The organism is Mycobacterium sp. NGS48 (assembly GCF_059812585.1).
This window is the reverse complement of the sequence record NZ_JCALCY010000004.1, coordinates 282,776-295,073: the sequence shown is the minus strand read 5'-3', so window position 1 is coordinate 295,073 and position 12,298 is coordinate 282,776. Positions and strand designations below refer to the sequence as shown.

Genomic DNA, 12,298 nt, shown 5'->3' with positions numbered 1-12,298 from the left:
ATTGCGAAAATCGGCAACGAAAGTCGCCGTGACGTTACGCTCGCGAACCCTATTCGCTGACCTCGACGCACACTGCCAGCGCGCCGGCGCCGACGTGCAGCGCCAGGACCGGTCCGAGATCGGTCACGATCGCCGGTTCACAGGACGGCAGCCGCTCGGCTAGTGCCGCGGCCACCTCGGCGGCGCCGTCGGGGTTGGCGACATGGTGCACGGCGATGGCTGCGGAGTGCTCCCCGACTACCGCGCAGACTCGGTCGATCATGGTCGCCACCGCTTTGCTGGCGGTGCGAACCCGTTGGGCCAGAACCAGTTTGCCGTCGTCAATGCGCAACAGCGGCTTGAGAGACAGTGCGGTTCCCAACCAGGCGGCAGCACCGCCGATGCGCCCGCTACGGCGCAGGTTGTCCAATCGGTGCACGACGATGAATCCGTGATTGCGGTGCACCGCCGCAGCAGCGGCCTGCGCAACGGTGTCCAGGTCGGCGCCGTCGGCGGCGCTTCGGGCCGCGGCCAATGCGACGAAACCGGTGTTCATCGCGGTGGACTTCGAATCGACGACCCTTACAACGTCGCCCAGGCCTGCTGCGGTGGCTTCGGCGGCGCCGACGGTTCCAGACAGCGCCGCCGAAAGGTGTACTGCCACTACGCCGTCGCCACCACTATCGGCAAGTGCCTGCTGGTATGCCTCGGACAATTCGGCGGGGGTGGCTGCGGCCGTGGTTGCCCCGCCGTGGAGGTGAATGTCGTCGGGCACCTCGTCGACGCCGTCGCGCAAATCGGCATTGTCGAACAGAATGTGCAGCGGCACTTGGCGGATCGCCCACTTTTCGCGGACGTCGTCGGGAAGCCGCGCCGACGAGTCGGTAACCACTACGACCGCCATCGGCTTAGCGCGGCTTCTCGCCTGAGATGCCAGCCTCGGCCAGCGCTTTGAGCATCAGTTCGGCGACCGCCTGGTGAGCTTCGAAATTCCAGTGGATGCCGTCGGGGTTGCCGTGCCCGGTCATGATGTGTTCGGCCACAGCAGCCTTCAAGTCGACCAGCGGAATGTGGTGCTGCTGGGCCCATTCGGTGATCGCGGCGACGGTGCCTGCCCGGCCGTGGTGGGCCTTGCCGTACGTCTCTGCGATGTGCACCGACGGCAGCGACGCCACGATCGGGATGCCGGGTCGATTGAAATCAATTGCGCTGCGAGTCAGTTCGAGGTAGTCGGCGCTGAGGCGCGGCGGCAGCGCGGCTCGTGATATCGGGGATAGCCGCGGCTGCAGCCAGCCGTAGCCGTCGCGGACCCAACGTCGCAGCCACGGCGGGCGCACATAGCGGATGAGCTCGCGCAGCGCGGTCGGCAGCGGCGACGGCAGCGAATCCATCCCGCCGGTGGCGAAGATGACTGCGCCCGCGCGGGGCAGCGCCGCCCAGGACCGCGGATCCTGGGTGGCCGCCCACCAGACGTCTCGGCAGGTCCAGCCGATGCGGCCGATCAGCTCGATGTCCCACCCGATTTGTGCCGCAACGATATTGGGCCAAATACGGGGGTCGTCGGCCGGTAGACCGCCGGTCGGTCCGTAATAGGCCAGCGAATCGGCGAAGATCAGCAATACCGGACCGGGCTCAGAGGACATCGCCCGCGACCTGTGCCGAAGCGTTCCACACGTCAAGGCGCCAGCTGATGCCGTCTTCGCTCGAGTGGCCAGACAGTTGCGTCCAGCTGGCGTTGCCCATCCCACCCAACGCCGGCCAGTTGGCAATCGGCAGCCCCAGCAATGCTGCCGTCAGAGCGGCGATCAAACCGCCGTGGGTGACCAGTACCACCGGACGCTCGTCGACGCCCCATTCCGGTTCACCGGTTACCAATTCGGCCACCAGCGGCATACTGCGCGCGGCGACGTCGACTCTGCTTTCCCCGCCGTGCGGCGCCCAGGAAGCGTCTCCGCGCCACGCCAATCTGGCTCCTGGCGCGATCTCGTCGATCTCGGCGTGGGTCATGCCCTGCCAGTCGCCGAGATGGGTTTCCCGTAATCGATTGTCGGCGCGCAGTGGCAGACCGGTCTGCTCCCCCAATGCCGTCGCGGTGTCGTAGGCGCGCCGCAGATCCGACGACACGATCAGCAGCGGCTGGCGTTTGCCCAACGCCTCGGCCGCGGCGAGAGCCTGAGCGCAGCCGAGTTCACTCAGTTCGGTGTCCAGCTGGCCCTGCATCCGGGTGTCGGCGTTGAACTCGGTTTGCCCGTGCCGCAGCATGACCAGCCGGCGCACGCTCACGGCGTGCTCTCCAAGTCCACGGTGATCAACGGGCAGTCCCGCCACAGCCGGTCCAGTGAATAGAAGTCACGCTCGTCCTGGTGCTGGATGTGCACGACAATGTCGATGTAGTCCAGTAAGGTCCAGCGGCCTTCGCGGGTGCCCTCGCGACGCGCCGGCTTGTAGCCCGCCCGTCGCATCTTCTCCTCGACCTCGTCGACGATGGCGTTGACCTGTCGCTCGTTGGACGCCGAGGCGATCACGAAGCAGTCGGTAATGACCAGCTGGCCGGAGACGTCGATGACGACGACGTCGTCGGCGAGCTTCGAGGCGGCCGCGCCGGCGGCCACCGTGGCCATGTCGATGGCTTCTTGGCCGGCAGTCATGACTGGTCCTGGGGTTTGCGGTAGAGCTCGCGTTTGGAGATGTACTGCACGACGCCGTCGGGCATCAGATACCAGAGCGGCCGGGACTCCTGCGCGCGCCGGCGGCAGTCGGTGGACGAGATCGCCAGTGCCGGGATTTCGACCAGGCTCAGCGCGTCGTCCGGCAGCCCGTCAAGGACGTCGGTGAGATGTTCGCCGGCCAGCTCGTAACCGGGTCGGCTGACTCCGACGAACCGCGCTATCGCGAACAGTTCCTCCAAGTCCTGCCAGGACAGGATCGACGCGAGCGCATCGGCCCCGGTGATGAAAAACAGGTCGGAGTCGGGATTGAGCGTGTGCAAATCCCGCAACGTGTCCTTGGTATAGGTCAGCCCGCCGCGGTCGATGTCGACGCGGCTCACCGAGAAGCGGGGATTGGCCGCGGTGGCGATGACTGTCATCAGGTAGCGGTCTTCGCCGGCGCTCACCTGTCGACTCTTCTGCCAGGGCTGGCCCGTCGGCACGAACACCACTTCGTCGAGATCGAACAGGTAGGCAACTTCGCTGGCCGCGACCAGGTGGCCGTTGTGGATGGGATCGAATGTCCCACCCATGACTCCCAGCCTGCGGCGGCGCTTTTGCACGGTTTGCCAGCTTACTGGAGCCCCACCCTCGCGCGAGCGTGCGCTCGCGGCAAAGGTGTCACACCGGTAGCAACTGGTCGATCACCGCAGCCAGCTGTTTGGCCGAGCGGCATTCGTGCATGGTGATGACCTCTTCGTATCGCGGCACCGCCGAATCGCCGCTGCCCCACAGATGCTTGGGCTCGGGGTTGAGCCAGTGTGCGTGGCGGCTGGCGGTCACCATGTGCGCCAGCACGTCGGTGGCCGGATCGCGGTAATTCGTGCGGCCGTCGCCGAGCACCAGCAGCGAACTGCGCGGCGAGAGCACGTTGTGGAACTGCTCGGTGAACGACACGAACGCATTGCCGTAGTCCGAGTGCCCGTCGCGGGTGTAGACGCCGGCCTCGCGGGTGATCCGCTGAATCGCCACCGCCAAATCGGCGTCGGGACCGAACAGGTGCGTCACCTCGTCAGTGGTGTCGATGAACGCGAAGACCCGGACCCGGGAAAACTGTTGGCGCAGAGCATTTACCAGCAACAGCGTGAAATGGCTGAACCCGGCGACCGAACCGGAAACATCGCAGAGCACCACCAATTCGGGCCGGGCCGGCCGCGGTTTACGCAGCACCACGTCGATCGGCACGCCGCCGGTCGACATCGACTTGCGCAGCGTCTTGCGCAGGTCGATCGACCCCGCGCGGGCGCGGCGTCGACGGGCCGCCAGCCGGGTGGCCAGCGTCCGCGCCAGCGGCGCCACCACCCGGCGCATCTGGCGCAACTGGTCACCCGAGGCCCGCAGGAACTCGACGTTCTCGGACAGCTGCGGGATGCCGTACATCTGGACGTGGTCGCGGCCCAGCTGCTCGGCCGTGCGGCGTTTAGTCTCCGCGTCGACCATCTTGCGCAGTTGGGTGATCCTCTGCGCGGCAAGTGCTTTGGCGATCTGCTCTTGCGATGGGGTGGGCTCGTCGCCGTAGGGCGCCAGCAAGCCGGCCAGCAACCGGCCCTCCAACTGGTCCAACGCCATCGCCTTGAGCGCCTGATACGACGAGTAGGACGGACCGCGACTGGAGCTGTATTTGCCGTAGGCTTCGACGATTTGGGCGATCATCGCCACCAGCCGCTCGTCCATGTCGGCGAGATCGGTGTTCTCGCCCAACAGATCCAGTAGCATCTGCCGCATCGCTTCGACGTCTTCGGCAAGCAGTTGGATGTCCGGATCGCCGTCGTCAGACGCATCTTCGGCCACCACCGCCCGCGCGCCCAGCGCCGACGGCCACCACAAATCGAACATGGCGTCGTACGTTTCCCGATGGTCGGGGCGGCGCAGCACCGCACAGGCGATTCCCTCGCGCAACACCTCCCGGTCACCCAGTCCCAACGCCGTCATCACCCGACCGGCGTCCACCGTCTCCGATGGTCCGACCGAAATACCCTGCCCCCGAAGCGCTTCCACGAACTCCACCAGATGGCCGGGCAGCCCGTGCGGGGCCAGCGGCCGACTGGGGCGAACGCGGCGGGCCATCAGTTGAGCCGCAACTCGCCCGACGCGCGGTGCTGGTCGGACTGGTGCTTGAGCACAACGCCCAGCGTGGCCGCGATGGTGGCGTCGTCGATGGTGTCCAGACCCAACGCCAAAAGCGTGCGCCCCCAATCGATCGTCTCGGCCACCGACGGCAGCTTTTTCAGCTGCATGCCGCGCAGCACACCGATGATCCGCACCAACTCGTCGGCAAGGTGCCCGGGCAGTTCGGGAACCCGGGACAGCAGGATGCGCCGCTCCAACTCCGGGCTCGGGAAGTCGATGTGCAAAAACAGGCAGCGACGCTTGAGCGCCTCGGACAGCTCCCTGGTGGCGTTGGAAGTCAACACCACGAACGGCGCCCGCTCGGCGGTGATTGTCCCCAGCTCCGGGACGGTGACCGCGAAGTCGCTCAACACCTCCAGCAGCAGGCCCTCGATTTCGATGTCAGCCTTGTCGGTTTCGTCGACCAGCAGAACCGTCGGCTCGGTGCGCCTGATCGCGGTCAGCAGCGGACGGGTCAGCAAAAACTCCTCGCTGAACACGTCGGTCTTGGTCTGGTCCCAGTCATCGGAGCCGGCCTGAATCCGCAGGATCTGCTTGGCGTGGTTCCACTCGTAAAGCGCGCGGGCCTCGTCCACCCCCTCGTAGCACTGCAAACGCACCAGCCCGGACCCGGTGGCCTGCGCGACGGCGCGGGCCAACTCAGTTTTGCCGACCCCGGCGGGTCCTTCGACCAGCAACGGTTTGCCGAGCCGGTCGGCCAGGAAGACGGCGGTCGCGGTGGCAGTGTCGGGCAGATAGCCGGTCTCGGCCAGCCGCCGGCCGACGTCATCGATATCGGCGAACAGCGGGATGGGCCGCGCGGGAACAGTCACTGGGGTTTCTCCTAGGGGACACGGGTGTGGCCGTCTCCCCAGACGATCCACTTGGTCGAGGTCAACTCCGGCAGCCCCATCGGGCCGCGAGCGTGCAGCTTCTGGGTGGAGATGCCGATCTCGGCGCCGAAACCGAACTGCTCACCGTCGGTGAACGCCGTCGACGCGTTCACCATCACCGCAGCCGCATCGATTCCTTCGGTAAAGCGCTGGGCGGCAGCCATATTGGTGGTCACGATCGCCTCGGTATGTCCGGTGCCGTATTCATTGATGTGATCGATCGCGGCGTCAACCCCGTCGACCACCGCCACCGCGATGTCCATGGCCAGGTACTCGCGGCGCAAGTCGTCCTCGTCGGCGTCCAGGTGCACGGTCACTCCGGCGTCTTGCAACGCCCCCACCAGCCGGGGCAGCGCCTGCCCGGCAATGGCGGTGTCGACCAGCAGCGTCTCGGCGGCGTTGCACACGCTGGGCCGCCGCGTCTTGGAGTTCAGCAGCACCTGTTCGGCGACGTCGAGGTCGGCGCCGCCGTCGACGTAGACGTGACAGTTGCCGACGCCGGTCTCGATGGTGGGGACTTGCGCGTCACGGACCACCGCGTCGATCAAGCCCGCTCCGCCGCGCGGGATCACCACGTCGACCAGGCCGCGGGCCTGGATCAGGTGGGTGACGGTCGAGCGGTCGGAACTGTCGAGCAGCTGGACCGCATCGGCGGGCAGGTCTTCGTGGACCAGGGCGGCCCGTAACACCGAGACCAGCGCCTGGTTGGAGTTCGCCGCCGACGAGCTACCGCGCAGCAGTGCGGCGTTGCCGGATTTGAGCGCTAAACCGAAGGCGTCGACGGTGACGTTGGGGCGGCCCTCGTACACCATGCCGACCACGCCGAGCGGAACCCGCTGCTGGCGCAGCATCAACCCGTTGGGCAAGGTGTAGCCGCGCAACACCTCGCCGACCGGATCGGGCAGACCGGCGACCTGGCGCAGACCCTCGGCGATTCCGTCGATGCGCTGCGGGTTCAGCGCCAGCCGATCGAGGAGCGCAGTCGGCGTGCCGGCGGCACGCGCGGCGTTCAGGTCATCGGCGTTGGCCCCCAGCACCTGGTCGACATGGGCCACGATCGCATCGGCCGCGGCGAGCAGCGCGTGGTCTTTGACGACAGTCGGCAACGAGGCGAGGGTGCGGGCCGCAACCCGGGCGCGGCGCGCGGCGTCGTGCACCTGTTGACGTAAGTCAGCGCGCGACGGTGCTTGCAGACTCATTCCCCCAGGGTATCGGGCGTTCGGCGGCGCGACGACACGGCTACCTAGTCAGCTGCTGGACCTTGCCGCGCCGCTCGTCGATGATGCGGCCGAAGTCCTGCAACAGCAGCGGTTTGCGCATGACCAGCTCCTCGATGTGTTCTCGACCGATCTCCAGCGCGGTCACCTCGCCCAGCGCGTACACGTCGGCAAGATTGGGTTGACGGGTCAGCGCGGTCAAGCCCAGAAAAGATCCCTCGTCCAGAGTGCCGACCGGAAGCACTGAACCGCCTTCGGTCATCGCGGTCATCCGGAGCCTGCCGGCGACCAGGAACGTCATGCCGACCGGGACTTGGCCGGCATACTCGACGATCTCGTCGGCGCCGTAGCGGACGATCTTGGCGTGCGACACCAGTGCCTGCTGGTCGGTGACGCTCAACCGCAGGGCTGGGGCCACCACCAATCGCAGCGCCTTCTCGACGCGTTCGGTGCTGGAGAAGTCGTCGTCGGCGTCGTCCAAGTGCAAGCCCTCGCGTCGGGCCGCATACCAGATCCAGCGGAGAAAGGTGGCCTGCGCGGCGCCGTCGTCGACGGGCGAGGTGAGACCGACCGTCGTTCCGTATTCGCCGCCGCCGCGCGCCACCGAGGCGGGCACGGCATCGGTTTTGAGTTGCGGCAGCGCGGTCGCGGTGCGGGACAACAGGGCGCACACCCGATCGGGCGGGTCGGCCGACGAAAACGTGGTCGTGATGGTCAGGGTGTGCTCGCCGGGCGGCCGGCTCAGGTTGGTAAACGATGTGCCGGCCAACACCGAGTTGGGCATGATCTGCGTGCCGCGGCCGGTTTCGATGTGGACGGCTCGCCAGTTCACTTCGACGATGCGGCCCCGGGCGGTCGGCGTGTCCAGCCAGTCACCGATCCGGAACGGCTGCTCGAACAACATGAACAAGCCGGAGACGATCTGGCCCACCGAGTTCTGCAACATCAGGCCGATGACGACCGACGTCACCCCCAGCGCAGTGAACAGCCCGCCGATCCGCACACCCCAGACATAGGAGGAGATCAGTGCCAGCCCCACACCGATCAGCAGCAGGCGGGCGACGTCGAGGAAGATCGTCGGCACGCGCTTTCGCCACGATCCCTGCGGCGCGGACTGGAACACGGTCGCGTCCAGGCCAGAAAGCAGCAGCACGAGCACGAGAAAGCCGAATACCGTCGCGAGGCTGCGCACCGAGGTGTACTGCCCAGGCACCTGCGCAGCCCCGACCAGCAGCACCAACAGCGCGCCCAATGGAAGTAGATAGTTGCGCAGCAGGTTGACCGGTCTGGCGAGATAGCTTTGCCGGCGCACGAGTACGTGATGCCATTCGGTGAGCACGATGAGTCCGACCGGCAGTCCGATCGCGACGCCGACCGCCCAGTAGAACCACGGCAACTCGAAGACGCTCATTGCCGCTCCGACAGTCGCCAGATGGGTTGCTCGGATCCGCCGACCGAGATGGTGCCGGCCGGCGTGAACTGGTGCACGTCGCCCATCACGTCGTGGACGTGCGCCGTGACGTAGATACCGGGCTGCGGTGAGCCGCTGTGCATCTGGTAGGCCAAGTTCACCGCCGCGCCCCACATGTCGTAGACGACCGTCGACCGGCCCACCAGCCCGCTTACCACCTTGCCGGTGTTGATGCCGGCCCGAAGGGCAAGCTCGCTACCGGTTTGGCTGTTGAACCGATCAATGATGCGCTGCATTTCCAGCGCGAAGTCGACACTTCGGTTCACATTGTCCAGTCGCGGGGTGTTCACCCCACAGCTGGCCAGGTACCCGTTGTGCAGGGTGCGGATACGTTCGACGCCAAAGGTTTCCGCAGCCGAGTCGAGTTGCCGAACCAGGTCGTCGACAACTCCCACCAGCTCGGTGCCGGACAGGTGGCCGGACATTTCATCGAGTCCGATGATGTCGGCGAAGATCACGCTGACGTCGGAATGCTCCTCGGCAATGGTCTGCTCGCCTTCGCGGTAGCGCTGCACGACCGGCTCCGGCATCAACGACCGCAACAGGCGGTCGTTCTCTTTGCGTTGCTCGTTGAGCAACTCTTCCTTGGTTTGCAGGTTGCGGCTCATGTCGTTGAAAGCCGCGGTCAGGTCTCCGATTTCGTCTCGAGACGTAATGGGGATTGCGCCGCCGTAGTCCCCGGCGCTGATCCGTTGTGCGCCGGACTCCAGCCGGCGGATCGGCCTGACGAACATCTGGGCCAGCAGGATCGCTGCCACGCAGATCGCGAAAATGATTGTGGTGGTGGCCAACACGAGTGTTTTGGTGAACGATTCAATCTTGGCGAATGCCTCGGAATTGTCTCTGGTAGCCAAGATCGACCAGTGCAGGTCCGAGTCCGGCACGTTCAGCGGCGCGTAAGCCTGCAACTCCCTCTCGCCAAGGTAGCCGGTGCCGGCCATGACGCCGGTCTGCCCGCGTTGAGCCTCGCGAAGGCCCGCGGTCAGCACCGGTTGCACCAGCGTGGTGCCGCCTAACCGGATCGCTTGGTTCACCACATCAGGCGGGGTGCCAGCGGCGATCGCGTCGTGTTCGTATTGCTTTGGGTCTTCTAAAAAAAGCCGGGAATCGGATCGCATCAAATTGTCGAGGCCAGCCAGATAGGTCTCGGTGGTCTTGCCGACACCGGCCGCCGCCCAGCGCTTGTTGGCGGTCATGATCTTGTTGATTTTCGAGGTCGGTAAGGGCAGCGCCATCACCCCGTCCACCCGGCCGTCGGTGCCGATCGGTGAGACCAACCACGCGGTGGGTGCGCCGCGTTGCGGCTGATACGGCTGGAAGTCGGTGATCCAGACGAAGTCAATAGCGTTGGCGCCCAGCACTTTTTTGTATGCGTCACGCAAGTTGGATTCACGGTAGGGCCCGGCCAGGATATTGGTGCCCAGGTCGGGCCCTTTGTTGACGGTGTAGACGACATTGCCCCGGGTGTCCAACAGCAGGGCATCCCGATATTCAAAGCGGGCGACGATTTCCCGGAAGAAGCCGTTGAATCGGGCATTGGCGGCCGACCAAGCGCTGCCGTCGCCGGCGTCGTCGACTATCCTCGAGTCAGCGTTCGACGTGAACGGGGCCGTGTAGTGGGCCTGAAGATACTTCTGCGCGTTCGACTTCGGTAACAGCGCGTCGAGATCGAGTTCATCGCCAGTCGTCTGCTTGATCGGCGTGATGAGTTCCTGGTTGTAGTAGTTGGCGAGCGCCTGCTGCTGCCCGGGATCGATCGGCGCGTTGTCAAGCTGATCGAATCCCGTGGCAAACGCCTGCACCGCGTCGACCGCAGTGAAGTCGCGGCTGTAGATGACCAGCGAGTTCGTCAGGTCGGCGAACAGCGTCTCGATCGCCCGCTTCTGCGACGCGCGCAACTCGATCAGCCGGTCCGACGCCGCTTCGCGTAACGCGCTACGGCCGGCTCCGTATTCGATGATCGCGATGATTCCCACCGACGCGATACCCGATACCAACAGCATCACCATCAGCTTGGACTGGATGCTTACCCGGGACAGCAGCCGCAGGCGACGTCGCCCCTTCATGGTCGGGGCATGTTCCCCGTCCGGTTCTGCCGGCTGCCGCGATGTCAATCGGCTTCCTTCCGCTCGTGCAGCTAAGAGAGACGGGTCACGCAGCAGACTAACGCGACGGCGTGCACCTCGTTGTGCATCCGCGTGCGACTCCATAACGTCGGCCGAATGACAACCCGAGTGTGCGTGGTCGGCAGCGTGAATCTGGACACCGTGTTCGACGTCGATTCACTGCCGCGACCGGGCGAAACCGTGTTGGCAACGTCAGCCCGGTCGACGCCCGGTGGCAAGGGCGCCAATCAGGCGGTAGGGGCGGCGCGCGCCGGTGCCCGGGTGCGGTTCGTCGGCGCGGTGGGCGAAGACGCGGCGGCCGCGCAATTGCGCGCGCATCTCGCCGACAACGGCGTGGACACCGGCGGACTGCTCGCGGTGGCGGGTCCCAGTGGATCCGCGGTGGTGATGGTGGACGGCGCCGGCGAGAACGCGATCGTCGTCGCGCCAGGCGCCAACGGGCGCCTGACGCTGGACCCGGACGGCTTCCGGGCTGTTGTCGACGACTGCGACGTGGTGTTGGTGCAGCTGGAAATTCCGGTCGCCACCGCGATTGCAGCCGCCCGAGAAGCACGCGCAGTCGGCGCGATCGTCATGGTCAACGCGTCACCGCCCGCCACCGATCTGAGTGAGCTGGCCGAGCTCACCGACGTGTTGATCGTCAACGAGTCCGAAGACGAGCGGTGGGTGTGGCCGGTGACGCATCGGGTGGTCACCCGGGGCGCCTCCGGCGCCAGCTACCGCGGAGACGGCGACGACATCACGGTTGCGGCGCCTGCGGTGGAGGTCGTCGACACCGCCGGGGCCGGTGATGTGTTCGCCGGCGTACTGGCCGCAGCTTGGGCCACTGGCCGCGACTATGCGTTGCGGCGGGCGTGTGCGGCCGGGGCGCTCGCGACGCTGGTGCCCGGTGCCGGCGACTGCGCACCGCTGGGCGAAGCTATCGATGACGTCGTCGCAAACATCGAAGGAGGGTAATCCATGTCACCACCACGCCCGCCCGACGGCGACTGGCTGGGAACGAAGTTTCTGAAGTTCACCCGCGAGGGCCCGTTCGGAGTCGTCACGCTCGACCGCCCCGAGGCGCGCAACGCGATGACGCCGGCGATGTACTTCGGCATCCGTTATGCGATCACCCACGTCAACGCCGACGCCGACCTGGCGGGCCTGCTGATCACCGGCACCGGCGACGTGTTCGCCCCAGGCGGTGATCTCGGCGGTGGCGGCGACGACAACTGGATGCAGTGGGGCTCAGCGCTGTCGCTGGATATCACGCCGTTCGACACGCTGCGCAAGTCCGCCAAGCCGGTGGTGTCGGCGGTCAACGGGCTGTGTCAAGGCGGCGGGCTGCAGATCGCGATGTGCAGCGACGTCGCGGTGGTCAGCGACCGCGCGACGTTCCGCGTCCCGGAGCTCTACCGCGGCATCGCCGACACGTATTACAGCCAAATGCTGGCGCGCGTCGTCGGACCAATCCGTACTCGCGACCTGATGCTGACCGGGCGCACCTTGTCCGCGGCGGAGGCCGTCGAGTGGGGCATGGTCGCGCGGATGGTTCCGCACGACGAGTTGATGGACGCCGCGCGCGAAGTGCTCGGACAAGCGTGTCGTACGGCGCCCGCCGCGCGGCGGGTCGTCAAGGCCAGCCTAGACAACTACCTCGGGCTCTACGACCGAATCGGTATGGAGACCAGCATCGAAGGGCCCGAGGCCGTCGAGGGCTTTGTGGCATTCCGCGAGCGGCGGTCACCGAACTGGGTGCACCCCGAACTGCGGGTAGACGGCAGACTGTGAGACAACCTCGACTGTGAATCCT

Annotated in this window: 12 protein-coding genes; 2 read left to right on the top strand and 10 right to left on the bottom strand. The window is 66.4% G+C overall.

The features are described 5' to 3' along the window. Window positions 1–49: 49 nt before the first annotated feature. From AC5Y42_RS10500 to AC5Y42_RS10455, 10 genes are read right to left on the bottom strand one after another with little or no spacing between them, the layout of a single operon-like run. Window positions 50–883 (bottom strand): DegV family protein, encoded by an 834-nt coding sequence (locus tag AC5Y42_RS10500; RefSeq protein ID WP_499897902.1) that lies wholly within the window; start codon window positions 881–883, stop codon window positions 50–52. Window positions 884–887: 4 nt separating this feature from the next. Next, window positions 888–1,622 carry a diglucosylglycerate octanoyltransferase gene (gene octT / locus AC5Y42_RS10495; RefSeq protein WP_499897901.1) on the bottom strand — a complete coding sequence of 245 codons (735 nt, stop codon included), beginning with the start codon at window positions 1,620–1,622 and terminating at the stop codon, window positions 888–890. Beyond that, window positions 1,612–2,262, bottom strand: a complete 651-nt coding sequence (gene gpgP / locus AC5Y42_RS10490; RefSeq protein WP_499897900.1) for a glucosyl-3-phosphoglycerate phosphatase — start codon at window positions 2,260–2,262, stop codon at window positions 1,612–1,614. The genes octT and gpgP overlap by 11 nt, the downstream gene beginning before the upstream one ends. Next, window positions 2,259–2,627, bottom strand: a complete 369-nt coding sequence (rsfS, locus tag AC5Y42_RS10485; protein ID WP_499897899.1) for a ribosome silencing factor — start codon at window positions 2,625–2,627, stop codon at window positions 2,259–2,261. The genes gpgP and rsfS overlap by 4 nt, the downstream gene beginning before the upstream one ends. Beyond that, entirely contained in the window at window positions 2,624–3,250 is a 627-nt protein-coding gene (gene nadD, locus AC5Y42_RS10480) for a nicotinate-nucleotide adenylyltransferase (RefSeq protein ID WP_499897897.1), read from the bottom strand. Before nadD ends, rsfS begins: the two co-directional genes overlap by 4 nt. A 58-nt stretch (window positions 3,251–3,308) precedes the next feature. Beyond that, window positions 3,309–4,757, bottom strand: coding sequence for a vWA domain-containing protein (locus AC5Y42_RS10475; RefSeq protein WP_499898126.1), 1,449 nt, complete (start codon window positions 4,755–4,757; stop codon window positions 3,309–3,311). Then, window positions 4,754–5,629, bottom strand: coding sequence for an AAA family ATPase (locus AC5Y42_RS10470; protein WP_499897896.1), 876 nt, complete (start codon window positions 5,627–5,629; stop codon window positions 4,754–4,756). Before AC5Y42_RS10470 ends, AC5Y42_RS10475 begins: the two co-directional genes overlap by 4 nt. 11 nt (window positions 5,630–5,640) lie before the next feature. Next, window positions 5,641–6,888 carry a glutamate-5-semialdehyde dehydrogenase gene (locus AC5Y42_RS10465; protein WP_499897895.1) on the bottom strand — a complete coding sequence of 416 codons (1,248 nt, stop codon included), beginning with the start codon at window positions 6,886–6,888 and terminating at the stop codon, window positions 5,641–5,643. Between the two features lie 40 nt (window positions 6,889–6,928). Continuing rightward, the gene (locus tag AC5Y42_RS10460; RefSeq protein ID WP_499897893.1) at window positions 6,929–8,317 is read right to left on the bottom strand and encodes a mechanosensitive ion channel domain-containing protein; all 1,389 of its coding nucleotides are present in this window, start codon (window positions 8,315–8,317) and stop codon (window positions 6,929–6,931) included. Then, window positions 8,314–10,491, bottom strand: a complete 2,178-nt coding sequence (locus tag AC5Y42_RS10455; RefSeq protein WP_499897892.1) for an adenylate/guanylate cyclase domain-containing protein — start codon at window positions 10,489–10,491, stop codon at window positions 8,314–8,316. Before AC5Y42_RS10455 ends, AC5Y42_RS10460 begins: the two co-directional genes overlap by 4 nt. 108 nt (window positions 10,492–10,599) lie before the next feature. Here AC5Y42_RS10455 and AC5Y42_RS10450 point away from each other — a divergent pair, with 108 nt between their 5' ends. Together AC5Y42_RS10450 and AC5Y42_RS10445 are read left to right on the top strand one after the other, a co-directional pair. Further along, entirely contained in the window at window positions 10,600–11,460 is an 861-nt protein-coding gene (locus tag AC5Y42_RS10450; protein ID WP_499897891.1) for a ribokinase, read from the top strand. A gap of 3 nt (window positions 11,461–11,463) precedes the next feature. Continuing rightward, window positions 11,464–12,276, top strand: coding sequence for an enoyl-CoA hydratase/isomerase family protein (locus AC5Y42_RS10445; RefSeq protein WP_499897889.1), 813 nt, complete (start codon window positions 11,464–11,466; stop codon window positions 12,274–12,276). Window positions 12,277–12,298 lie beyond the last annotated feature (22 nt).

Coding starts and splice junctions, on each gene's coding strand:
- AC5Y42_RS10460 (WP_499897893.1), bottom strand. CDS start 8,317: ATGAGCGTCTTCGAGTTGCCGTGGTTCTACTGGGCGGTCGGCGTCGCG.
- octT (WP_499897901.1), bottom strand. CDS start 1,622: ATGTCCTCTGAGCCCGGTCCGGTATTGCTGATCTTCGCCGATTCGCTG.
- rsfS (WP_499897899.1), bottom strand. CDS start 2,627: ATGACTGCCGGCCAAGAAGCCATCGACATGGCCACGGTGGCCGCCGGC.
- AC5Y42_RS10465 (WP_499897895.1), bottom strand. CDS start 6,888: ATGAGTCTGCAAGCACCGTCGCGCGCTGACTTACGTCAACAGGTGCAC.
- AC5Y42_RS10450 (WP_499897891.1), top strand. CDS start 10,600: ATGACAACCCGAGTGTGCGTGGTCGGCAGCGTGAATCTGGACACCGTG.
- AC5Y42_RS10500 (WP_499897902.1), bottom strand. CDS start 883: ATGGCGGTCGTAGTGGTTACCGACTCGTCGGCGCGGCTTCCCGACGAC.
- AC5Y42_RS10445 (WP_499897889.1), top strand. CDS start 11,464: ATGTCACCACCACGCCCGCCCGACGGCGACTGGCTGGGAACGAAGTTT.